Source organism: Actinomadura sp. (genome assembly GCF_044508335.1).
Taxonomy (GTDB): Bacteria; Actinomycetota; Actinomycetes; order Streptosporangiales; family Streptosporangiaceae; genus Spirillospora.
The window spans coordinates 42230-64678 of record NZ_JBIQHY010000026.1 but is presented as its reverse complement, the minus strand read 5'-3'; the positions used below and the strand labels follow the sequence as shown (position 1 = coordinate 64678).

General features: G+C 74.9%; 22 protein-coding genes. 15 read left to right on the top strand and 7 right to left on the bottom strand.

Annotated elements, in window-relative coordinates:
• Nucleotides 1-259 (bottom strand): ATP-binding cassette domain-containing protein (locus tag ACIWVC_RS12660; protein WP_396454160.1); only part of this gene is annotated, 259 nt, incomplete at its 3' end.
• Nucleotides 246-1034 (bottom strand): ABC transporter ATP-binding protein, encoded by a 789-nt coding sequence (locus ACIWVC_RS12655; RefSeq protein ID WP_396447104.1) that lies wholly within the window; start codon nt 1032-1034, stop codon nt 246-248. The genes ACIWVC_RS12655 and ACIWVC_RS12660, both read right to left, overlap by 14 nt.
• 261 nt (nt 1035-1295) lie before the next feature.
• Here ACIWVC_RS12655 and ACIWVC_RS12650 point away from each other — a divergent pair, with 261 nt between their 5' ends.
• Nucleotides 1296-2585 carry a tannase/feruloyl esterase family alpha/beta hydrolase gene (locus ACIWVC_RS12650; RefSeq protein ID WP_396447103.1) on the top strand — a complete coding sequence of 430 codons (1290 nt, stop codon included), beginning with the start codon at nt 1296-1298 and terminating at the stop codon, nt 2583-2585.
• Between the two features lie 45 nt (nt 2586-2630).
• Here the strand turns inward: ACIWVC_RS12650 and ACIWVC_RS12645 are convergent, their stop codons facing one another.
• Nucleotides 2631-3659, bottom strand: coding sequence for a PHP domain-containing protein (locus tag ACIWVC_RS12645; protein WP_396447102.1), 1029 nt, complete (start codon nt 3657-3659; stop codon nt 2631-2633).
• An 84-nt stretch (nt 3660-3743) separates the two neighbouring features.
• Between ACIWVC_RS12645 and ACIWVC_RS12640 the strand changes: the two genes are divergently transcribed.
• The 10 genes from ACIWVC_RS12640 to ACIWVC_RS12595 all read left to right on the top strand — a co-directional run bounded on the left by ACIWVC_RS12640 (nt 3744) and on the right by ACIWVC_RS12595 (nt 13942).
• A complete protein-coding gene (locus tag ACIWVC_RS12640) occupies nt 3744-5042 on the top strand; it encodes a sensor histidine kinase (protein ID WP_396447101.1) in 1299 nt (432 codons plus the stop codon).
• On the top strand, nt 5039-5704 hold the full coding sequence (locus ACIWVC_RS12635) for a response regulator (RefSeq protein ID WP_396447100.1): 666 nt from the start codon (nt 5039-5041) through the stop codon (nt 5702-5704). Before ACIWVC_RS12640 ends, ACIWVC_RS12635 begins: the two co-directional genes overlap by 4 nt.
• Nucleotides 5705-5865: 161 nt before the next feature.
• On the top strand, nt 5866-6813 hold the full coding sequence (locus ACIWVC_RS12630) for an alpha/beta hydrolase (protein WP_396447099.1): 948 nt from the start codon (nt 5866-5868) through the stop codon (nt 6811-6813).
• Complete coding sequence (locus tag ACIWVC_RS12625) at nt 6806-7972, top strand: acyltransferase (protein ID WP_396447098.1); 1167 nt, start codon at nt 6806-6808, stop codon at nt 7970-7972. Before ACIWVC_RS12630 ends, ACIWVC_RS12625 begins: the two co-directional genes overlap by 8 nt.
• Nucleotides 7966-9021: an alpha/beta hydrolase gene (locus tag ACIWVC_RS12620; protein WP_396454159.1), complete on the top strand. Its 1056-nt coding sequence runs from the start codon at nt 7966-7968 to the stop codon at nt 9019-9021. Before ACIWVC_RS12625 ends, ACIWVC_RS12620 begins: the two co-directional genes overlap by 7 nt.
• A gap of 54 nt (nt 9022-9075) precedes the next feature.
• Nucleotides 9076-10245 carry a PucR family transcriptional regulator gene (locus tag ACIWVC_RS12615; protein WP_396447096.1) on the top strand — a complete coding sequence of 390 codons (1170 nt, stop codon included), beginning with the start codon at nt 9076-9078 and terminating at the stop codon, nt 10243-10245.
• A gap of 102 nt (nt 10246-10347) precedes the next feature.
• Nucleotides 10348-11274: an ACP S-malonyltransferase gene (locus ACIWVC_RS12610; protein ID WP_396447095.1), complete on the top strand. Its 927-nt coding sequence runs from the start codon at nt 10348-10350 to the stop codon at nt 11272-11274.
• Nucleotides 11271-12239, top strand: a complete 969-nt coding sequence (locus tag ACIWVC_RS12605; protein ID WP_396447094.1) for a beta-ketoacyl-ACP synthase III — start codon at nt 11271-11273, stop codon at nt 12237-12239. Before ACIWVC_RS12610 ends, ACIWVC_RS12605 begins: the two co-directional genes overlap by 4 nt.
• Before the next feature lie 58 nt (nt 12240-12297).
• Nucleotides 12298-12549, top strand: a complete 252-nt coding sequence (locus ACIWVC_RS12600; RefSeq protein WP_067636232.1) for an acyl carrier protein — start codon at nt 12298-12300, stop codon at nt 12547-12549.
• 85 nt (nt 12550-12634) lie between these two features.
• Nucleotides 12635-13942 (top strand): beta-ketoacyl-[acyl-carrier-protein] synthase family protein, encoded by a 1308-nt coding sequence (locus tag ACIWVC_RS12595; protein WP_396447093.1) that lies wholly within the window; start codon nt 12635-12637, stop codon nt 13940-13942.
• A 166-nt stretch (nt 13943-14108) separates the two neighbouring features.
• Here the strand turns inward: ACIWVC_RS12595 and ACIWVC_RS12590 are convergent, their stop codons facing one another.
• Nucleotides 14109-14603 (bottom strand): DUF3145 domain-containing protein, encoded by a 495-nt coding sequence (locus tag ACIWVC_RS12590; protein ID WP_396447092.1) that lies wholly within the window; start codon nt 14601-14603, stop codon nt 14109-14111.
• 313 nt (nt 14604-14916) lie between these two features.
• On the opposite strand from ACIWVC_RS12590, the gene ACIWVC_RS12585 reads away from it, so the two are divergent.
• The 4 genes from ACIWVC_RS12585 to ACIWVC_RS12570 are packed head-to-tail and all read left to right on the top strand — an operon-like array spanning nt 14917 to nt 19665.
• Nucleotides 14917-16146 carry a S8 family peptidase gene (locus ACIWVC_RS12585; protein ID WP_396447091.1) on the top strand — a complete coding sequence of 410 codons (1230 nt, stop codon included), beginning with the start codon at nt 14917-14919 and terminating at the stop codon, nt 16144-16146.
• A 38-nt stretch (nt 16147-16184) separates the two neighbouring features.
• On the top strand, nt 16185-16709 hold the full coding sequence (locus ACIWVC_RS12580) for an RNA polymerase sigma factor (RefSeq protein WP_396447090.1): 525 nt from the start codon (nt 16185-16187) through the stop codon (nt 16707-16709).
• Nucleotides 16706-17155: a hypothetical protein gene (locus tag ACIWVC_RS12575; protein ID WP_396454158.1), complete on the top strand. Its 450-nt coding sequence runs from the start codon at nt 16706-16708 to the stop codon at nt 17153-17155. The genes ACIWVC_RS12580 and ACIWVC_RS12575 overlap by 4 nt, the downstream gene beginning before the upstream one ends.
• Entirely contained in the window at nt 17152-19665 is a 2514-nt protein-coding gene (locus tag ACIWVC_RS12570) for a CHAT domain-containing protein (RefSeq protein WP_396454157.1), read from the top strand. Before ACIWVC_RS12575 ends, ACIWVC_RS12570 begins: the two co-directional genes overlap by 4 nt.
• A 12-nt stretch (nt 19666-19677) precedes the next feature.
• Here ACIWVC_RS12570 and ACIWVC_RS12565 read toward each other — a convergent pair whose 3' ends face one another.
• The 3 genes from ACIWVC_RS12565 to ACIWVC_RS12555 form a co-directional block, all read right to left on the bottom strand.
• Nucleotides 19678-20508: a sulfurtransferase gene (locus ACIWVC_RS12565; protein WP_396447086.1), complete on the bottom strand. Its 831-nt coding sequence runs from the start codon at nt 20506-20508 to the stop codon at nt 19678-19680.
• Nucleotides 20509-20615: 107 nt separating this feature from the next.
• Nucleotides 20616-21740 carry an alkaline phosphatase family protein gene (locus tag ACIWVC_RS12560; RefSeq protein ID WP_396447085.1) on the bottom strand — a complete coding sequence of 375 codons (1125 nt, stop codon included), beginning with the start codon at nt 21738-21740 and terminating at the stop codon, nt 20616-20618.
• Nucleotides 21737-22318: a DUF5998 family protein gene (locus tag ACIWVC_RS12555; RefSeq protein WP_396447084.1), complete on the bottom strand. Its 582-nt coding sequence runs from the start codon at nt 22316-22318 to the stop codon at nt 21737-21739. Before ACIWVC_RS12555 ends, ACIWVC_RS12560 begins: the two co-directional genes overlap by 4 nt.
• Nucleotides 22319-22449: the final 131 nt, after the last annotated feature.

Genomic DNA, 22449 nt, shown 5'->3' with positions numbered 1-22449 from the left:
TGCCGCGGTCGTCGGGCACGTAACCCAGACCGCGGCGCGCGCGCTTGTGGGAGCTGAGGGAGGAGATGTCCTCGTCCAGGAAACGGACCGTTCCGGACGTTCCCTTATGGAGCCCCATCAGGGAGCGCAGCAGGGTGGTCTTGCCGGCGCCGTTGCGTCCGACGAGCGTGACGATCTCGCCCTCCTCGACGTGGAGGGACACATCACGCAGCGCCTGCGCCTCGCCGTACCAGGCGGACAGTCCGTCAATGCGCAGCATTGGAGTCTCCGAGGTAGGCGGTGACGACGCGGGGGTCGTGGCGGATCTCGGCGTAGGGGCCTTCGGCCAGCACCTTGCCGTGCTGCAGGACGGTCACCCGGTCGGCGAGGCTGGCGACCACGTTCATGTTGTGCTCGACCAGGACCACGGTGCGGCCCGCGCGGATCTTGCGGACGAGTTCGATGGTGCGTTCCACGTCCTCGACGCCCATGCCGGCGGTCGGCTCGTCCAGCAGCAGGACCTTGGGGTCCAGGGCCAGCGCGAGCGCCAGTTCCAGCGCACGCTTGCGGCCGTAGGCCAGCGCGCCCGCCGCGATGTCCGCGTGATCGGCGAGCCCGACCTGGTCGAGCAGCTCGGCGGCGCGGCCGGCGTAGCGGCCGAGCGCCCGGTCCGAGCGCCAGAACCGCCAGCCGAGCCCGGACCGTCCGGCCAGCGCCAGCTCCACGTGCTGGCGCGGCGTCAGCTCCGCGAACAGGCTGGTGATCTGGAACGACCTGGCGAGCCCGAGCCGCGCGATCCGCTCCGGGGTGCGGCCCGCCAGCTCGTGCCGGCCCAGCCGGACACTGCCCGCGGTCGGCTTCAGGAACCCGGTGAGCAGGTTGAACAGCGTCGTCTTGCCGGCGCCGTTGGGGCCGACCAGCGCGTGGACCGAACCCTCCCCGATGTCGAGGTCCACGCCGTCCACGGCCCGGAAACCGCGGAACTCCCTGACCAGACCCCGCGCTTCGAGAACCGGCGCCTTCACCACCGGGGCATCCTGAACGGGACCGCCCATGCGCCCTCCTCACGCTCCTTCGAGGTGACCCGGAGCACACCGGGCCGCCGTGTCCGGGAACGCTAGGTCGCACCCGCGGACCGAACCATGTGAGCGGCCCCCACATTCGGACCGTCCGATACGTCAGTGCTCCACATCACACGCAGGTCACGACCGCCTGCACATGACGGCTCCGGACGATATGTGGGCGGGCCACGTGGCCGCGACCACGACCGCCCCTCACCATGGCGGGCACCCCACGTCCCACCCCGAGGAGGCGGAATGCTCGTCCGCACCGTCCTGACCGCCGGCGCCGTCGCCGCCGCCCTGGCCGCACCGGCGCACGCGCAGGAACGCCCGCTCACCGTGCCGGGGGCGGAGAAGCTGGTCTCGGCCCGCCTGGGCGACCTCACGACCGCCGGGACGGTCGCGTCCGGGCACACCGTCCCCGCCGACTACGCCGGCCTGCACGCCACCGGGACGCGCAACCCTACGGGCGTCCCCGGCATCCAGCTGGACGGCTACTTCCCCGACACCTCGACCACCAACACCAACCACGGCTGGAACCACGACGCGCAGTTCGTCATCCGCCTGCCCGACCGCTGGAACGGCGGCCTCGTCGTCGCCGGCTCCCCCGGGAACCGCCGCCAGTACGCCAACGACGTCACCATTTCCGACTGGGCGCTCGGCAAGGGCTACGCCTACGCGGCCACGGACAAGGGCAACACCGGCCTGGAGTTCTACGAGGACGGCCGCCGCCCGGGCGACGCCATCGCCGAATGGAACCACCGCCTGACCCAGCTGACCCGCGCCGCCAAGAAGGTCGTCCGCGAGCGCTACGGCCACTCCCCCCGCCGCACCTACGCGGCGGGCATCTCCAATGGCGGCTACCTCGTCCGCTGGCAATTGGAGAACCGCCCGGAACTCTACGACGGCGGCATCGACGCGGAAGGCACCCTCTGGCGCGCCGAAGGCCCGAACCTGTTCACCTACCTGCCGGCCATTCTCCGCGCCTACCCGTCCTACGCGGCCACCGGCGACCCGGCCGCGCACAAGGCGCTCCTGAAGGCGGGCCTGGCCCCCGGCTCGGAATTCCTGTGGCCATTCCACGACCAGGTCTACTGGGAACTCACCCAGCGCATCTACCGCGAAGAATTCGACCCCGCCTACACCGGCGCCGAGGCCGACTACAACTACGCCGCCCGCCCGAAGAAGGTGCACCGCGCCGTGGCCCGGATCTCCCTCACCGGCCAGATCCGCAAACCCCTGATCACCCTCCAGGGAACCTACGACTCGCTACTGCCGATCAGCACCGACTCCGACGTCTACGCCAAACTCGTCCGCACCCGCGGAAAGGCCCCCTACCGCTACTACCGCCTGGAGGCCGCCAACCACGTAGACGGCCTCTACGACACCTACCCCGACCGCCTGCGCCCGCTGCTCCCCTGCATGCGCACGGCCTTCACGGCCCTGGAGTCCTGGACGCGGGACGGCACACCCCCGCCGGCGAGCGCCACACTCCCCCGCCCCACGTCCGGAGACCTCCTCAACACCTGCTCCCTCACCTCTTGAACAACCTGAACACCAAATAGGTGAGCCCCGAGCCGGGGGGTGGGGTCAGAGTTTGGAGCGGGTCCAGGTGAGGAGGTCGTCGGCGGGCCAGGTGTTGACCACCTGGGCCGGGGGGACGGCGCAGCGGGCGGCTCGCTCGCAGCCGTGGGGCTGCCAGTCGAGCTGCCCGGGAGCGTGGGCGTCGGAGTCGATCGAGAAGCGGCAGCCCGCCTCGACGGCCAGGCGCAGCAGGCGCTTGGGCGGGTCCAGGCGCTCCGGGCGGGAGTTGATCTCGACGGCGACGTCGTAGGCGGCGCAGGCGTCGAAGACGAGGGCGGCGTCGAACTCCGACTCGGGGCGCAGCCCGCCGCGCCTGCCGCCGGCCTTGACGATGCGTCCGGTGCAGTGGCCGAGGACGTTCACCCGCGGGTTCGCGATCGCGGCGACCATGCGCTTCGTCATGGCGACGCGGTCCATGCGGAGTTTGGAGTGGACGCTGGCGACGACGACGTCGAGGCGCTCCAGGAGGCCGGGGTCCTGGTCGAGGGTGCCGTCCTCCAGGATGTCGACCTCGATGCCGGTGAGGATGCGGAACGGCGCGAGGCCGGCGTTCAGCTCGGCGACCACGTCGAGCTGGCGGCGGAGGCGGTCGGCGGACAGGCCGTTCGCCACCTTCAGGCGCGGCGAGTGGTCGGTGAGGGCCAGGTACTCGTGGCCCAGGCCGCGGGCGGTCTCGGCCATCTCCAGGATGGGCGAGCCGCCGTCCGACCAGTCGCTGTGGGTGTGCAGGTCGCCCTTGAGCGCGGCGCGCAGCGCGGCCGCGGCCTCGTCGAGGGGCTCGCCCTCGGTGGCCTCCAGGCGCCGCAGGTAGACGGGGGTCTCGCCGCGCAGCGCCTCCTCGATCACCAGCGCGGTGACCTTGCCGATGCCGGGGAGCGCGGTCAGCGTGCCGTCGCGGGCGCGGCCGACCAGCTCGTCCGGGGAGGTGCGCTCGACGAGGTCGGCGGCCGCGCGGAACGCGCGGACGCGGTAGGTCGGCTCGCGGGCGCGCTCCAGCAGGAACGCGATGCGGCGCAGCGCTTCGACGGGCTCCACGCCTCGCACCGTACCCAGGTACTACGCGCGGTGTCCCACCACGGTTTCATCCGGTATGCCCGTCAGGTCTCTAGCCTGGTCGTCATGGTCGGCGACCGGACGAACCCGTTGCGGGCGGTACTGCGGGACGGGATCCTCGCCGCCCTGGCGACGGGCCGGGCCGAGCCGGCGCCGCCGCTCGACCGGCCATGGCCGGCGGGGCTGCGGTGGACGCGGTTCCTCGGCGTCGGGCGGCTGCCGTTCGGGCTGGTCGTGAACCTGTTCTGGTTCTTCCTCACGCTGCTGCTCATCAGCGGCACCAGCTCGATGCTGAAGGAGCCGGTGCGCGCCGCCGCCGCGGACTACCCCGGGGACGGCGCGGCCCTGCTGGTCGCGGCCCTGGTGACCGCGCCGCTGGCGCTGCGCGACCGGCACCCGCTGGCGGCCTGGCGGCTGAGCTTCGCGGCGCTGGCGCTGCTCGCGCTGCTCCCGTGGCCGCCGGGCATCGAGTACACCGAGGGCGGCGCCTTCGCCGCGCTCATGTGCCTGTACACGGTGACGGTGCGCTGCTCGCGGGACATCACCCTGGGCGTCGCCGTCCTGTCGCTCACCGGCGTGTGGATCAAGGACGCGGACTCCGCGCCCGGGGCGTCGGTGCTGCTCATGGTGCCGCTGGCGGTCGGCTACGCCGTCCGGGTCCGCCGGACGGCGCGGCGGGAGCTGGCCGAGCAGGAGAGGCGGCACCAGGACGCCGAGGCGGTGCTGACCGAGCGGCAGCGGATCGCGCGGGAACTGCACGACGTCGTCGCCCACCACATGTCGATGATCGCGATCCAGGCGGAGGCGGCCCCCTACAAGGTGGAGGCCCTCCCGGACGAGACCCGGGCCGACCTCGCCGAGATCCGCGCGACCGCGCTGGACGCGCTGACCGAGCTGCGCCGCGTCCTCGGCGTGCTGCGCGCCGAGGACGGCGCCGAGACCGCGCCGCAGCCGGGCCTGGACCGGCTGGACGAGCTGATCGGCAACGCCCGGAGCGCGGGCCTGCGGGTCGAGGCGCGGCTGGACGGCGACCTCGCCGGGCTGCCGCCGGGCGTGGGCCTCACCGCCTACCGGATCCTGCAGGAGGCGCTGAGCAACGCGATGCGGCACGCGCCCGGCGCCCGGGTCGAGGTCCGCGTCTCCCGGGACGACGGCGAGGGTGGCATCGTATGGCTGGGCGTGGTCAACGGCCCGCCCGGCGCCGGGCAGGCGCCGCACCCGCCGCTGCCGGGCGGCGGCCACGGGCTGCTCGGGATGCGGGAGCGGGCCGCCGCGCTGGGCGGTGAGCTGACCGCCCGCCCCACCCCCGAGGGAGGATTCGCCGTGACCGCCACGCTGCCGGTGAAGGCGCGGGAGACGACGTGACGATCCGGGTCGTGATCGTCGACGACCAGGGCATGGTCCGCGCCGGGTTCGGCGTGCTGCTGAACGCCCAGCCGGACATCGAGGTCGTCGGCGAGGCCGCCGACGGCGAGGAGGCCGTGCGCCGGGTCGCCGAGCTGCGCCCCGACGTGGTGCTGATGGACGTCCGCATGCCCGTCCTGGACGGCCTGGAGGCGACCCGCCGCATCCTCGGCGGCGCCGCCGGGGACGCCCCGAAGATCCTCATGCTGACCACGTTCGACCTGGACGACTACGTGTACGCGGCGCTGCGCGCGGGCGCCAGCGGGTTCCTGCTGAAGGACGCGTCCGCGACCGAACTGGCCGACGCGGTGCGGGTCGTCGCGGCGGGCGACGCGCTGCTGTCGCCGTCGGTGACGCGCCGGCTGATCGCGGAGTTCTCCCGGCTCGGCGGGCCGCGCGCGCCGTCCCGCACGCGGCTGGACGCGCTGACCGAGCGGGAGACGGAGGTCCTGGCCCTGGTGGCGCGGGGGCTGTCCAACGGGGAGATCGCCGCGAAGCTCGTCGTCGCCGAGCAGACCGTCAAGACGCATTTCGGGCGGATCCTGATGAAGCTGGGGCTCCGGGACCGCCCGCAGGCGATCGTCTACGCCTACGAGGTGGGGCTGGTCCGCCCCGGCGACTGATCCCGACGCGCGAGCGGCCCCCGCCGCTGATACCTGCGCGCGAGGCGTCAGCCCCCGGTCGTACGCGGCAAGTTCACTCCGCCGGTTGATCTGCGACCGGGCGTTCGGTTCCTAGCTTCCTGGTCAGTGCCGCAAGCCACTGACCTGGAAGGACGCACCGGATGCCGCGTGCCCGCACCACCGCCGCCGCACTCTCGCTCGTCGCGGTCGGCGCGGCGCTCCCGGCGGCGCGCTCCGCCGAACCGTACGCCGCCCCCGCGCCGGTCCCCGCCCTCTCGTCCGCGACCCTCGGCGCCCGCTACCAGGCCGCCGGGCGGGACATCCGCCGCGCCCTGGCGACGGCGGAGCGCCTCCACGACGGGGACCGGACGCGGGTGCTGTCCGCCTTCCTGGCCCCGGGCAGGCGGTTCCTCGCCTTCGACCCGCGCGGCGACGGCCGGGCCGTCGAAGTCATCGGCGATCTGGAGCACGCCGACCGGATCGCCGTCGTCGTGCCGGGCGCGGACAACACGCTGGCCGACTTCGACGCGCCCAAGTTCGCCGGCGGCGACGGCCGCGCCCTCTACGGCGCGGGCCGCGCCGTAGCGCCCGGCCCGCGCCTCGCCGTGATCGCCTGGCTCGGCTACGACTCGCCCTCGACGCTGAGCGCCGCCGTCCTGACGGACGGCAAGGCGCAGGACGGCGCACGCGGTCTGGAGCGCCTGCTCGCCGGCGTCCACCGCGTGAACGGGCGCGCCCGGTTCGCCCTCCTCTGCCACAGCTACGGGTCGGTCGTCTGCGCGAAGGCCGCCCGGCGCGTCGCCTCCCTGCCCGTGGACGACATCGCCTTCTTCGGCAGCCCCGGGACCACCAAGGACAAGGCCGCCGATCTCGGGACGTCCGCGCGCATATGGGCGGCCCGCGCGAAGGGCGACTGGATGCGCTTCGTGCCGAACGTCCGCCTCGCGGGCATCGGGTTCGGCGCCGACCCCGTCTCGCCCGCCTTCGGAGCACTCCGCTTCGACGCCGGCACCGGCCCGCACAGCGGTTACCTCAAACCCGGCTCCCCGGCGCTCCGCAACCTCACCATGATCGCCCTGGGCCGCCCCGCGGAGGTCACCCGTGCCTGACACCGAACTCCGCGAAACGACACCGCCCAGGACGCCGCCGGCCGCCCGGGCGCCCCGGCCCGTCCGCGATCACGCGGTGGACGCGCTGCGGGTCTTCGCGATCCTCGGCGTGGTGCTCGGCCACTGGCTGGTCACGGCCTTCGTGGCGGACCCGTCCGGGCGCGACCTGCACGTGACCAGCCCGCTGAGGACGATGCCGGAGCTCGCGCCCGTCTCCTGGGTCTTCCAGACGCTCGCGGTGTTCTTCCTGGTCGGCGGGTACTCGGCGGCGAAGGCGAGCCGCCCCGGCGAGGCGTGGGCGGCGCTGATGCGGCGGCGGCTGGCCCGGTTCGCGCGGCCCCTGCCCGTCCTGGCCCTCGCCTGGGTTCCGGTCGCCGCGGGGCTGTGGTGGGCGGGGTTCTCCGCCGGCACCGTCCGGACGATGATCGAGCTGGTCGTCAGCCCGCTGTGGTTCCTGTGCGTGTACGCGGCGCTCACCGCGCTCACCCCGCTGATCGCGGCCGCCTGGGAGCGGTTCGGGCTCCGGGGCGCCGCGCTGCCCGTCGCCGCCACCGCCGCGATCGACCTCGGCCGGTTCGCGCTCGGCGCGCCCGGCTGGACGGGCTGGGCCACCGTCCTCACCGCCTGGCTGCTGCCCTACTACCTCGGCCTCGGCTGGGCGGGCGGCGCGCTGCGCTCCCGCCGGGCCGGGCTCGCGCTGCTGGGCGGCGGGGCCGCGGCGACCGCGCTGCTGGTCCTGTTCGCCGGATATCCGGCCTCCATGGTCGGCGTGCCGGGAGCGCCGGTCTCCAACCTCAGCCCGCCGACGCTCGCCGCGGTCGCGTTCGGCCTCGCGCAGACGGGCCTCGCGGTGCTGCTGCACGGGCCGCTCACCCGCTGGACGCGACACGCCCGGGTGCGCGCGGCGGTCGGCAGGGCCGGCCGGCCGGCGATGACGGTCTTCCTGTGGCACCAGACCGCGCTGATGGGCGTCACGGCGGTGACGCTGCTCACGTTGGGTAGCCTGCAGGGGGTGCACACCGCACCCGGCCGGCCGGAGTGGATCCTGATGCGCCTTCCGTGGCTGGCCGTCTGCGCGGCCGCGCTGACCGTGATCACGGTCCTGGCGGGCCGGTTCGAACGGGGGCCGTCCCGCCCGCGTAAAGATCTTGGATGGTAGAAAAAGGCAGGATGCCGCCGCACCGCAGGACGCCGAGGACGCCCGCCCGGGCGTCGCGCGGGGACCGGCGACCCCGGCGGCCGCGCAGGCTCCTCGCCGCCGCCGCGTCCGTCGGCGTGATCATGCTGACGACGGCCGGGACCGGCCACGCCGACCCCTACGCGGGCCCCGTCCCCGTCCCGACGATGGCCCCGTCGACGCTGGACGTCCGGTACGCCGCCGAGCGCCGCGCCATCGAGCGGGCGCTGAAGACCGCTCAGGACGTCGGCGACGCGGACCGCGGCAGGGCCCTCGGCGCGTTCCTGCGTCCCGGCCGCCGCTTCCTGTACTTCGACCCGCGCGGCCGCGGGCGGGCCATCGAGGTCATCGGCGACATCAGCAGGGCGCGGCGCGTCGCGATCCTCGTCCCGGGCGCCGACACCACGCTGTCCGCGTTCGACGAGCGGGGCGCCAAGCCGTGGTCGACGCCGGGCGGCGGTGCGCGCGCCGTGTACGCGCAGGCCCGCTCCATGTCGCCGGACCCCGGGCTGGCGGTCGTCGCCTGGCTCGGCTATGCCGCGCCCAAGACGTTCAGCAGCGACGTCCTCACCGACGACAGGGCGTCCGAAGGCGCCGGGAAGCTCCGCCGTTTTCTCACGGGACTGCATCGGGTGAACCCCGGCGCGACCGTGGGTCTGCTGTGCCACAGCTACGGCTCGGTGGTGTGCGGCCGCGCGGCGATGGACGGCCCCGGCAGCGCCGCCTGGCGCCAGGTCACCGACATCGCGCTCTACGGGAGCCCCGGCACGACGGCCTGGTCGGCGTCCGAGCTGAGCGGCACGGCCCGCGTCTGGGCGGGACGAGGCGCCACCGACTGGATGGAGGACGTCCCCCACGTGCGCATCTTCGGGCTCGGGCTCGGCCCCGACCCGGTCTCCCCCGACTTCGGCGCGCGGGTGTTCGACGCCGGATCCGGCGGCCACAGCGACTACCTCGCGCCCGGCTCGACGCCCCTGCGCAACCTCACCGGCATCGCCCTCGGCAATGTCGCGCAGGTAAGCGATGGGTGACCCCGTTGCTCACTTGAGGACGGGTCATCGCCGCGTTGGTGGCACCCTGGGGTGGTGGACACCGCGCACGAGACCGAAATCCGCGAGCAGACCACCCAGCGCCTGGAGAAGGCGATGGGGACGTTCGGCACCGCGGCCCTGACGAGCATGGAGGAGCAGCTCCCCTGGTTCCGGCGCATGCCGGCCGACCAGCGCTCCTGGATCGGTCTCGTCGCGCAGGCCGGCATCGCCGCGTTCGTCGAGTGGTTCAAGAACAACGAGAAGACGCGCCCGGCCATCGCCGGCGAGGTGTTCGGCACCGCGCCCCGCGAGCTGATGCGCTCCATCAAGCTGCACCACACCATCGACATGATCCGCGTCATCATCGAGGTGGTGGAGACCCGGCTGGACGAGCTGGCCGCGCCCGGCGGCGAGGCCCAGCTCCGCGAGGCGATCCTCCGCTACACGCGGGACGTGGCGTTCGGCGCGGCGCAGGTCTACGCGCGCGCCGCCGAGACCCGCGCCGCCTGGGACGCGCGGCTGGAGGCCCTCGTCGTCAACGCGGTCCTGCGCGGCGAAGTCGACGACGGCATGCACTCCTGGGCCGCAGCCCTCGGCTGGACGTCCAAGCCGGTCACCGTCATCGCGGGGTTCACCCCGGAGGACGAGGAGCCCGAGGTCACCATCGACCAGATGCAGCTTGCGGCGCGCCGCGCGCGCGCCGACGTGCTGGCCGGCGTCCAGGGGCGCCGCGTCATCGTCATCGTGGGCGGCGACACCGACCCCATGGAGGCGGCCCGCCCCATCGCCGCCAAGTGCGGTCCCGGGCCCGTCGTCGTCGGCCCGCAGGTCCCCGACCTCTACGACTCCACCCACTCCGCCCAGGCCGCCGTCGCCGGGCTGCGCGCCGCCGCCGGCTGGCCGGACGCGCCCCGCCCCGTCCAGGCGACCGAGCTGCTGCCCGAACGCGCCCTCGACGGCGACGACGACGCCCGCCGCTACCTGGTGGAGAGCGTCTACAACCCCATGCTCGCCGCGGGCGCACCCCTGCTCGACACGCTCACCACCTATCTCGAACAGGGGTCGTCCCTTGAGGCGACGGCGCGGCTCCTGTTCGTGCACCCCAACACGGTCCGGTACCGCCTGCGGCGAGTCACCGAGCTGACGGGCCTCGCCCCCACCGACGGGCGCAACGCCTTCACCCTCCGCATAGCCCTCGTTTTGGGGCGTTTCCAGAACCGCTGAACCCCTATATAGGGGTCTTGTAGGGGTCGTACAAAGCCCGCTCCTCAAACTTCGTCGTGATCGGTATCGAGGTCGGGGGACATTGACGGCAGGCTGGACGCTGTGATTCTCCTCGCATCGCCCGGCCAGGGCGCCCAGACCCCCGGCTTCCTGCAGCCATGGCTCGAGATACCCGGAGTCGCCGATCGGCTCGCGTGGTGGTCGGCCGTCACCGGGCTGGACCTGGTCAGGTACGGGACGGAGGCGGACGCCGAGGAGATCCGCGACACCGCCGTGGCGCAGCCGCTGCTGGTCGCCGCCGCGCTCGCCGCCTACGAGGTGCTGTACGAGGACGCGGCCCGGGACGCGGTTCCGGACGCGGTCGCCGGGCACAGCGTCGGCGAGCTCGCCGCCGCCGCGATCGCCGGGGTGCTGACCCCCGAGGCCGCGCTGGTGCTCGTCCGGGAGCGGGGCAGGGCGATGGCCGAGGCCGCCGCCGTCACCGAGACCGGGATGACCGCCGTGCTCGGCGGCGACCCCGACGAGGTCCTCGCCTCGATCGACAAGCACGGGCTCACCCCCGCCAACGTCAACGGCGCCGGCCAGATCGTCGCCGCCGGGACGACGGAGCGGCTCGCGCGGTTCGCCGACGAGCCGCCCGCCAAGGCGCGGCTCCGCCCGCTGTCGGTCGCGGGCGCCTTCCACACCGAGCACATGGAGCCCGCCGTCGAGACGCTCCGCCGCCTCGCGGCCGGCGCGCCCGTCGCCGACCCGCGCACGAAGCTGCTGCAGAACCGGGACGGCGCCGTCATCGCGTCCGGCCGGGAGTTCGTCGCCCGGCTCGTCGACCAGGTCAGCGCGCCCGTCCGCTGGGACTCGTGCATGGCCGCCATGCGCGACCTCGGCGTCACCGCGATCATCGAGCTGCCGCCCGCCGGGACGCTCACCGGCCTCGCCCGGCGCGAGCTGAAGGGCGTCGAGCTGGTCGCCCTCAAGACCCCCGCGGACCTGGACAAGGCCCGCGAGCTGATCAAGGCGGACGCGTCATGACCGCCGCGCTCCAGATCCCCGAGATGACCGCCGGCTCCCGCGTCCTGGCGTTCGGCGGCTACCGGCCGGCCCGCGTCGTCACCAATGACGACCTCGCCGAGCTGGTCGACACCAGCGACGAGTGGATCCGCAGCCGCGTCGGCATCGCCGAGCGGCGCATCGCCGGCGACGACGAGGGCATCGTCGAGCTGGGCGTGCACGCGGGCGGCAAGGCCCTGGCCAACAGCGGCCTCGACCCGTCCGACATCGACCTGGTGATCCTCGCGACGTGCTCGGCGGAGTCGCCGATGCCGAGCCACGCCGCGCTCGTCGCGCACCGCCTCGGCATCGACGCGCCCGGCGCGTTCGACCTGAACGCCGCGTGCGCGGGGTTCTGCTACGCGCTCGCGACCGCCAGCGCCGCCGTCCGGTCCGGCAGCGCCCGCAACGTGCTGGTCATCGGGTCGGAGAAGATGTCCCAGTGGATCGACTGGACCGACCGCTCCACCTGCATCATCTTCGCGGACGGCGCCGGCGCGGCCGTCGTCGCGGCCAGCGACTCGGCCGGCATCGGCCCGGTCGTGTGGGGCAGCGCCGGCGACAAGTACGACAAGATCATCATCGAGGACCGGCACTCGTTCATCCGGCAGGAGGGGCAGGCGGTGTTCCGGTGGGCCACCACCGCCATCGCGCCCGTCGCGCTGGCGGCCTGCGAGCGCGCCGGCGTCAAGCCCGAGGACCTCGCGGCCATCGTCCCGCACCAGGCCAACCTGCGCATCATCGAGGCCATCGCCCGCAAGGTGAAGGCGTCCAACGCCGTCGTGGCCGACGACATCGTCCGGTCGGGCAACACCTCCGGCGCCTCGATCCCGCTGGCGATGTCCCGCATGATCGAACGCGGCGACGTTCCGTCCGGCGCCCCGGCCCTGCTGGTCGGGTTCGGCGCCGGACTGTCCTACGCTGCCCAAGTCATCCAGATCCCGTAGGCCGTCACGCCGCTCGCAGGCTCTGGACCAACCACCCACCGAAGGAGAACGCAGAACCATGGCAGTCGCCACCGAACAGCAGATCCTGGACGGCCTCGCCGAGATCATCGACGACATCGTCGGCATCGACAAGTCCGAGGTGACCCCCGAGAAGAACTTCATCGACGACCTCGACATCGACTCGCTGTCGATGGTGGAGATCGCGGTGGCCGCGCAGGACCAGTTCGGCGTCGAGATCCCCGACGACGAGCTGCGCAACCTGAAGACGGTCAAGGACGTCATCAACTTCGTCCAGAACCTGCAGAGCTAGATCCGCGGGGAGGGCGCGCCGCCGTTCCGGCCGGAGGCGGCGCGCCCGACCTTCCTCCCCTCACAGTCCGCAAGGAGCACCCACTATGAGCAAGAGCCAGACCAGAGTCGTGGTGACCGGTCTCGGTGCAACGACCCCTCTCGGCGGAGACCTGCCGTCGACCTGGTCCGCCCTGCTCGCAGGAGAGTCCGGGGTCCGCCCCCTGGACTGGGAGGGCGTCGAGGACCTGCCGGTCAGGTTCGCCGCGACGCTGAAGGTCCAGCCGGAGGAGGTCATCCCGCGGCAGGCGATGCGCCGCCTCGACCGCAACCAGGCGATCGCGCTGATCTCCGCGCGCGAGGCGTGGACCGACGCCGGGTTCGCGCCGCCCGCCGGCGGCAAGCCGCAGAAGGGCATGGACAAGGCCGGCGTCGAGGGCGGTTTCGCCGTGGACGGCGAGCGCCTCGGCGTGGTGTTCTCCAGCGGCATCGGCGGCCTGCACACCGCCCTCAACAGCTACGACGTGTTCAAGGAGAAGGGCTGGTCGCGGGTCTCGCCCTTCACCGTCCCGATGCTGATGCCGAACGGCGCGTCCGGGCACGTCGGCATCGAGTTCGGCGCGATGGCCGGCTCGCACGCCCTGGTCAGCGCCTGCGCGTCCAGCGGCGAGGCCGTCGGCTACGCCATCGACATGATCCGCGCGGGCCGCGCCGACGTGGTGATCTGCGGCGGCACCGAGTCGTGCATCCACCCGCTGCAGATGGCGTCGTTCGGCGCGATGCGCGCCATGTCGACCCGCAACGACGAGCCGGAGCGCGCCTCCCGGCCCTACGACAAGAACCGCGACGGGTTCGTGCTCGGCGAGGGCGCGGCGGTGCTGATCCTGGAGTCGGAGGAGCACGCCCGCGCCCGCGGCGCCCGCGTCCACGGCATCGCGGCCGGCTGCGGCTACTCCGGCGACGCCTACGACATCGTCCTGCCGGACCCGAGCGGCGCGGGCCAGGCCAAGGCGATGCAGCGCGCCCTCAAGGACGCCGGGCTGGAGCCGACCGACATCGTGCACATCAACGCGCACGCGACGTCGACCCCGGCCGGCGACGTGGCGGAGCTCGCGTCCATCAAGGCGGGCCTCGGCGAGGAGGCCGCCCGCCAGGTGGCCGTCACCGCCACCAAGTCGATGACCGGGCACCTGCTCGGCGGCGCCGGGGCGCTGGAGTCGGTGTTCACCGTCCTCGCGCTGAAGGAGGGCCTCATCCCCTTCGTCGCCAACCTGGAGGACCTCGACGACGAGGCCGACCTGGACATCGTCCGGGACGAGCCGCGCAAGATCTCCGACGGTCCGGCCGCGGCGCTGAACAACTCGTTCGGCTTCGGCGGCCACAACGTGTCGGTCGCCTTCCAGCGCGCCATCTGACGCGCCGGGCGACGGCCCGGACACGAACGGCCCGGCGGCTTCGAGCCGCCGGGCCGTTCTCATGCGCGACGCGTTCCCGCGTGCCCGTCGCCTGCCGGGCGGGGGGCGTGCGCGTTGCGGGGCGGGCACGCTCCGGCCCGCCGTCGGCGGGGCAGGCGGGCGGGCCTTACACGGCGGCGTGGAGCCAGCGGACGGGCGCGCCGTCGCCGGCCCTGCGGAAGGGCTCCAGCTCGTTGTCCCACGGGGTGCCGAGGAGGCGCTCCAGCTCGTGCTCCAGCGACGCCTTGCCGTTGGCGGCGTTGGCCATGACGGCGCGGAGGCGGTCCTCGGGGATGAGGATGTCGCCGTTGGCCCCGATGACGCCGGAGAAGACCCCGAGGGACGGGGTGAAGCTGAACCGGACGCCGTCGGTGCCGGGCGTCGGATCCTCGGTCGCCTCGAACCGCACGAGCTTCCAATTGCGCAGCGCCGAGGTGATGCCGGCGGCGGTGCCCGGCCTGCCCTCCCAATGAAGCTCGGCGCGCAGCGTTCCCGGCGCGGCCGCCTGGTCCGCCCATTCAAGGGAAACGGGCACACCGAGAACACCTGCGGCGGCCCACTCGATGTGCGGGCTCAGCGCAGGCGGCGCGGAGTGGACGTAGAAGACGCCACGTGCGGTCACCGGACCTCCTGGATCTGTACCGAGGCTCGTCTTCCCCTACGGCCTCGTACGTCCCAAGTCGGCGTCCGCGTCCCTCATTGTGCATCATCGGCACGTCTCGCACCACCGGGGAACCGCTGTTTATTGAACGCTTGACCATGCGATGCACGTCATCCGCGGGGCCCCGCGCGCAGGGACGAGGCGCTCGCGGGCAGGTCAGCGGGCGGAAGGGCGCAGGCCCGGGGCTGGCGACTCAGCGTCCACGGCCGGTGACGGAAGGTGGCCGGATCCGGCACCATGTGCGCGTGGGGGTCGCGGGTGAGAGCGAGGACCGATGTTCGATCAGCAGGCGCGGCTGGACCGGGTGCTGGCCCGGCATTCCGACGCCGCGGTGGTGGAGCCGCTGCCGGGGCGGCCGGCGCTGATCCGGCGGGACCAGATCCTGGTCGCCGGGGAGGACGCGGGCGCGGCGCAGGACCTCGTCCGGCGCTGGTACGACTCGCGGCAGGAGGAGCGCGGCGTCACGCGGCTGCGGCTGCGCGCCCCGGCGAAGGTGGACGTGTGCGAGCTCGCCGCGCTGCTGTCGGCGGACACCCGGTTCCGGCGGCTGAGCGCGGCGCCCAACCACCTCGTGCTCGGCCAGCCGATGTGGTGGAGCGGGCCCGCGGACCTGCCCCGTCCGGCGGCGCCGGTGCCGCGGCCGCGGGCGGTCCCGGTGCGGCGCGACGTGACGGTCGCGATCCTGGACACGGGCCTGTCGCCGCATCCCTGGTACGCGGAGACCGACTGGTACCGGGAGCAGCGGGCGGAGGTCGCGGAGGTCCTGGACGCCGACCTCGACTTCGAACTGGACGCCCAGGCCGGGCACGGGACGTTCATCGCCGGGGTCGTGCTGGCCCGGGCGCCGGGGGCGCGGCTGCGTGCGCGCCGCGTCATCGGCGGCGACGGCGTCGGGGACGAGCTGGACGTCGTCCGGGCGCTGCACTGGCTCGCCGAGTGGGGGCGCGCCGACGTGGTCAACATCTCGCTCGGCTGCCATACCTACGACGACCGCCCGTCCCCGGTGGTCGCGCGGGCGCTGGCCGCGCTCGGCCGCCGGACCGTCGTGGTGGCGTGCGCGGGCAACTCGGCGACCGACCGCCCCTTCTGGCCGGCGGCGATGAAGCCCGTCGTCGGCGTCGCGGCGCTGGACGGCGACGACCGGGCCTGGTTCTCCAACCACGGCTGGTGGGTGGACGCGTGCGCGCAGGGCGTCGGCGTGGCCAGCACGTTCGTGTCGTTCGACGGGACGCGGCCGCCCGTGCGCGGCGTCGACCCCGACCTGTTCCAGGGCTACGCCGTGTGGAGCGGGACGTCGTTCGCGGCGCCGGCGGTCGCGGGCCGGATCGCCGCCCGCGCCGCGGCCGAGGGCGTCGACGCGGTCACCGCGGCCGACCGCGTCCTGGACCCGGCGTCGCACCCGGTCCTCGCCGGCCTCGGCGTGGCCGTCGACCGGCACGCGGAGGCGCCGCGCTCCGGCACCGGACCCGCGGAACCTACTGACGGTCAGCGCCCGATGGCATAGGGTCAACACGGAGCGGGGGGCCTCGGGAGGAGACTTCGGTGGCCCAGAGGGACGGTACGGACGAGCTGGTGGCGCGGGCGCGCGACGGCGACGGTGAGGCGTGGGCCCTGCTGGTCGAGCGGCACAGCCCGCTGCTGTGGTCGATCGCCCGCTCGCACGGGTTGAACGACGCCGACTCGGGCGACGTGGTGCAGACGACGTGGCTGCGGCTGGTGGAGCGGATCGACGGGCTGCGGGACCCGGCCGCGACCGGCTGCTGGCTGGCCACGACGGCGCGGAACGAGAGCCTGCGGCTGGTGCGGCGGCGCGGCCGCGACCTGCCGCTGGTGCCCGCGCCGCGGCGGCCGGAGCCGGGCCCCGACCGGGTCGTCGCGGCGCGCGAGCGGCTCGGCCGGGTCGGCGCCGCGCTGGACGCGCTGCCGCGGCGCTGCCGGACGCTGCTGCGCCTGTTCGCGCTGGCGCCGAGCCACGCGGAGCTGGCCGCCGCGCTCGGCATCCCGGTCGGCAGCGTGGCGCCGACGCGGGCGCGGTGCCTGGACGCGCTGCGGAGGCTCGTCCCGTGAACGACGACGAGCTGATGTCCGGGGTTCGGGACGCGTTCGAGATCCTGGACCCGGTGCCGGCGGACGTGCTGGCGGCGGCGCGGGCGTCGATCGCGTGGCGGACGCCGTCCGCGGCGCTGGCGGAGCTGACCCGCGACCGGACCGGCCGGGCCGCGGCCGGGGTGCGGGGCGCGGCGGGCCGGACGCTGACGTTCGCGTGCCCCGGCTCGACGGTGGAGATCGAGGTGGCCGAACACGGCCGGCACCGGGAGATCACCGGGCGGCTCGTCCCGTCCTCGGCGGCGGACGTCCAGGTCCGGCACCGGGACCTGCCGCCCGGCGGGATCACGGCGCGGGCCGAGCCCGCCGGGCTGTTCTGCGTGCCGGGCGTCCCGCAGGGCCTGGTCAGCCTGGTGTTCCGGCTGGAGGACGGCTCCTCGATCGTGACCAGCTGGATCCGCCTGTGACCGGCGGCGAGCGGGCGCTGCTGCGGCTGGCGGCGATGGACCCCGCGACCGCCCTGGCGCGCGCACAGGACCTGCTGGGCGACGGCGACGACGTCCTGGCGCTGCGGGTGGCGGGGCTGGCGGCCAAGGAGCTGGGGCGGCTGGACGAGGGCCTCGCCTACCTCGACCGTGCGCTGCGCCTGGCCGAGGGGTATGCGGCGGCGCAGGTGCGGATGAACCTCGTCGGCCTGCTCACCGCGCGCGGCGACGTGAACGCGGCGCTCGCCCACGCGCGCGAGGCGGAGGCCGTCCTGGACGGCCCCGACGCGGACCGGCTGGCCGCGAACACGGCGTGCGCGCTGGCCCGCGCCGGACGGCTGGACGAGGCGCGCGACGCGGCCGCGAGCGCCCTGCCCCGCCTCCGCGGCGGGCACGACCCGGCCGTGCTGAACGGTCTCCTCACCAACCTGGGTCTGGCGCTGGCCTTCCGCGGTGACTACGACGGCGCGGAGGAGGCCCTGTCGGAGGCCGTCGCGGTGGGCGAGGCCGCCGGGCTGCGGCACCAGACGGCCATGTCCAAGGGCAACCTGGCGTTCGCGGTGTCGCGGCGTGGGGACGTCCCGCGCGCGCTTCGCCTCTTCGCAGAGGCCGAACCCGCGTTGAGCGGTGAACGCCTGGCGCAGTGCCGGTTCGACCAGGCCGAGACCCTCATCATGGCGGGTCTGCCGGGTGAGGCCCGTCCCGTCCTCACCGCCGCCCTGGACGCGGCCATGGCGAACGGGTACGGATGCGATGTCGCGGACGGCCACCTCCTGCTCGCCCACGCCGAACTGGCCGACGGCAACCCCGAGCAGGCCACCGACGCGGCCGAGCACGCCCGCACCACGTTCGGCCGGCAGGAGCGCACCGGATGGATGCTCCTGGCCGAGCACGTCCTGCTCAAAGCCAGGTGGGCGTCCGGTGAGCGCTCTGCCGTCCTGCTCCGGTCGGCCGCGGCGACGGCCGAGCGGCTGGAGAGCGGCGGCTGGCCCGACGCCGCCGACGAGGCCCGCATCGTGGCCGCGCGCGTGGCGCTGGCGCTGGGCCGGCCCGCCGGGCACCTGCTGTCCCGCGTCGGACGCTCGCGCGGCCGCACCGGGATCGCCACCTGGCACGCCCTCGCCCTGGAACGCGCGGCCCGGCACGACCACCGGGGCGCGGTGGCGGCGGTCGACACCGGCCTGCGGATCGCCGAAGAGCACGCGGAGGTGCTCGGCGCGCTCGACCTGCGCGCCCGCGCGGCGGGACTGGCCACCGAGCTGGCCGGACTCGGCCTCGGCCTGGCCCGGTCGGCGGAGGAGCTGCTGGCCGTGGAGGAGCGGCGGCGGGCGATCGCGCGTCCGGTCCGGGTCCGCCCGCCGAGGGATCCCGAGCGCGCCGCCGCGCTGACGGCGCTGCGCGCGCTGAGCGCCGACCACACCGCCGACACCGCGCGGGGCGGCGTCCCGTCCGCGCTGTCGCCGGACCTGGCGGCGCTGGAGGCGCGGATCCGCTCCCGGACACGGCTCCGCCCGTCCGGCGCGTCCCCGCCCCGTCCCGCCGAGGCCGGCGAGATCGCCGCGGCGCTCGGGGACCGCGCCCTCGTCGAGCTGGTCGCGATCGGCGGCGACCTGCACGCCGTCACCGTCGCGGACGGCCGGCCCCGCCGCCGCCGTCTGGGCACGTGCGAGGGCGTCGCCCACGAGACCGGCCTGCTCCGCTTCGCGGCGCGCCGCCTCGCCGAACGCGACCTCGCCGAACGCGACGACCCGCAGTCGCTCGCCGCCCTGACCGGCGCGGCCGGGCGCCTCGACGGCCTGCTGCTCGGTCCCCTCCGCGACGTCCTCGGCGACCGCGACCTGGTGATCGCCCCGACGGGCGCGCTGCACGGCCTGCCGTGGGCGGCGCTCCCGTCGCTGGCCGGACGGCCGTTCACGCTCGTCCCGTCCGCGAGGGCCTGGCTTCGGGCGCACGCGGCGGCGCCCTCCGCCGGGCACACCGTTCTGGTCGCCGGGCCCGGCCTGCGGCACGCCGGCCGCGAGGTCGCGGCCCTGCGCGGCCTCCACCCGCGCGCCCGCGTGCTGTGCGGTCCCGACGCGCGCGCCGAGCCCGTCCGGGACGCCCTCGACGGCGCCGCCCTCGCCCACATCGCGGCGCACGGCGAGTTCCGCGAGGGCAACGCCCTGTTCTCCCGGCTGCGCCTCGCCGACGGGCCGCTGACCGTGCACGACCTGGACGAGCTGACCGCGCCGCCGCGCCTGGTCGTCCTGTCCGCCTGCGACATCGGCCGCGCGGACGAGGGCGACGCCGTCCTCGGCATGGCCGGCGCGCTCCTCGCCCTCGGCGCCGCGACGGTGATCGCCAGCGTGACGCCCGTCCGCGACGACGCCACCCCGGAGTTCATGGCCGCCTTCCACGAGGCCGCGGCGTCCGGCGTGGCCCCGTCCCGGGCGCTGGCGGCCCTCCCCCGCACCCCGGCCACTCTGGGCTTCGCGGCCATGGGCGCCGGCTGACGGCCCGGCGGGTCAGTGGTCGCCGGTGGCCACCGGGTTGGACGGGTCGGCCACCCAGTTGGACCAGGAGCCGACGTAGAGGGCGGCGGGGATGCCGGCGAGGTTGAGGGCGAGGATCTCGTGGGCGGCGGTGACGCCGGAGCCGCAGTAGGCGCCGACGTCGAGGGCGTCGGTGGCGCCGAGCTTCGCGAAGCGCTCGCGGAGCAGCTCGGGCGGCAGGAACCGGCCGTCAACCCCGACGTTGCCGGATGTCGGGGCGTTCCGGGCGCCCGGGATGTGCCCGGCGACCGGGTCGACGGGTTCCTGCTCGCCGCGGTAGCGCTCGGCCGCGCGCGCGTCGAGCAGGACGCCCGCTCTGGCCAGCTCGGCGGCGCCCTCCGCGTCCAGGACGGGGAGGCGGCCCGGCTTGGCGATGAAGTCGCCCGGTTTCACCTCGGGTTCGGCGGTGCTGACCCGGAGGCCCGCCTCCGTCCAGGCGCGGTAGCCCCCGTCGAGGACGCGGACCCGCTCGTGCCCGAAGTAGCGCAGCGACCACCACACGCGGGCCGCGGACGTGGAGTCGGCGTCGTCGTAGACGACGACCAGGCCGTCCTGGGACACGCCGGCGCGGCGCATCGCCGACTCGAACTCGGCGGGGTCGGGGAGGGGATGGCGGCCGCCTGGGCCGGGCGGCCCGGTCACGTCGCGGTCGAGGTCGATGAAGACGGCTCCGGGCAGGTGCCCCTTGCGGTAGGACTCGATCCCCGGCTGCCCCGCCAGATGCCATCGGACGTCCAGCAGGATCACGGGCGACTGGCGTCGCAGCAGCCGGTCCAGTGCGGGCACTTCGATGAGAGGGTGCACACGGCCAGTTTGACCGCCGATGCCCGGATTAGGGAGGGGCGAAGGCTGGTTCATCTCACATCCGCGGTTGTCGGGGGCGGGTCTCGGGCGGGGCGTCTCGGGCGGGGTCAGGGGCGGGACGCGGTGAGCAGCGGCACGAGCTGCTCGGCGGGGACGAGGGAGCCGTGCATGCCGACCATCCGCTTCAGCCAGAACTCCCGCTCGGACGCGACGATCGCGAGGTCGCCGTGCGGGACGGCGAGCACGTCGCCGATGCGCTCGGCCATCCCGTCGCCGAGCGGGCCGAACCAGCCGTCCGCGACGGCCTGCTCCCGCGGCACGACCCAGGCCCGGTCGCCGAGCACGGCCGTCCACGCGGCGAGCACGTCGCCGTGGGCGCCCGGCTCGCTGTACACGTAGCGGCAGCGGGCGTCGCCGCCGAGGAGCGCGACCCCCTCCCGCAGCTCGGGGACGGTGTCGGCGTCCACCCGCTCGGCCGGGTCGACCATGCCGTGGTCGGCGGTGACGTACAGGGCCGTACCGGGCGGCAGGACGGACGCGATCTGCTGGACGAGCATGTCCACGAACCGCAGCTGGTACCGCCAGTCGGCGGAGTCGACGCCGAAGCGGTGCCCGGTCCCGTCGAGGTCGGCGTGGTACACGGTGACGTACGCGCGGTCGCCCCGGCGCAGCGCCATCTCGGCGCGCCCGACGAGCTGCCCGAGGCTGTCGGCGGACAGGTAGTCGGCGCCGCGGGCCGTGGCCCGGCTCAGCCCGGACCGCTTGTACTGCCGCAGCGACACGTACCCGACCTCGACGCCGTCCGCCGCCGCCCGCTCGTACGCGGTCGGGACGGGCTGGAACTCCACCGGGTCGGGGTCGTCGTCCTTCCAGTGCAGGCAGTTCAGCAGCCGCCCGGCGCCCGGGATCGCCACCTGCAGGCCGAGCAGCCCGTGCGCGCCGGGCGGCGCGCCCGTCCCCAGCGACGCGAGGCTGGTGACGGTCGTCGCCGGGAACCCGGCGGTGATCGGGCCGCCGTCCATCGCGTTCAGGAACGGCGCCTCGTCCGGGTGCGCCTTGAGCTGCTCCCAGCCGAGCCCGTCGACGAGCAGGACGCAGGCGCGCGGCAGGCCGGGGAGCCCCAGCACGTTCTCCGCGCCCGGGACGCCCAGCGCCGCCAGCACCGAGGCGGGCACGTCGGCGAGCGACCCCGTCCCGTACCGGGGGACGGGCGGCCGCGGCGGCGCCGTCACCGGGCGGTCGCGGCGGACAGCTCCTCGGCGAACGCCAGCACCTGGGCCACCGCGTCCGCGCCGTCCGCCGCCTCGCTGACGCGCAGGGACAGGTCGTCGGCGGTGACGCTGCCGGTGTAGCCGTGGTCGGCCTCGCAGTTCTCGTCGCCGCACGTCGCCGGTTCGAGGTCGATGTGGGCGATGGCGCCCCAGCCGATGGTCAGCACGACCTCGGTGGGCGGCACGCCCGGCACGTAGGACGCGGGGTCCGGGACGACCCGCGTCACCGCGACCGACTGGACGCGCTCCAGCTTCACGGCCTCGGTGGTGGTGGACGCGTGCGGCTGGGCCATCCCCTCGCCGGGCGGATGCTCGTCGGTGTGGCACACCAGCAGCCGGCTCGCGGAGAGCACGAGCACCGTCACGTGCCGCCGCACCTCCATCGCGGGGTCGAACGTCGCCTCATGGTGGACGACGTAGGCGACCACGCGCTCGTCGCCGACGGCCGACTCGACCGCGTCCGCGACCAGGGCCGGGTAGTAACCGCTGCGCTCGATCGCCGTGCGCAACCCGCTTGCGGTCGCTCGGGTTTCCCTCATGGCCCCCATCCTGCCCTGTCCGGCGCGGAGGCGCACATGACGTCCCGGGACGCGGTCAGCCGCGCGCCCGCGGGGTAGGGGTGGGGCATGGACGAGCATCCACTGCCGACCCCGCCGCCGGTGCCGCCGCC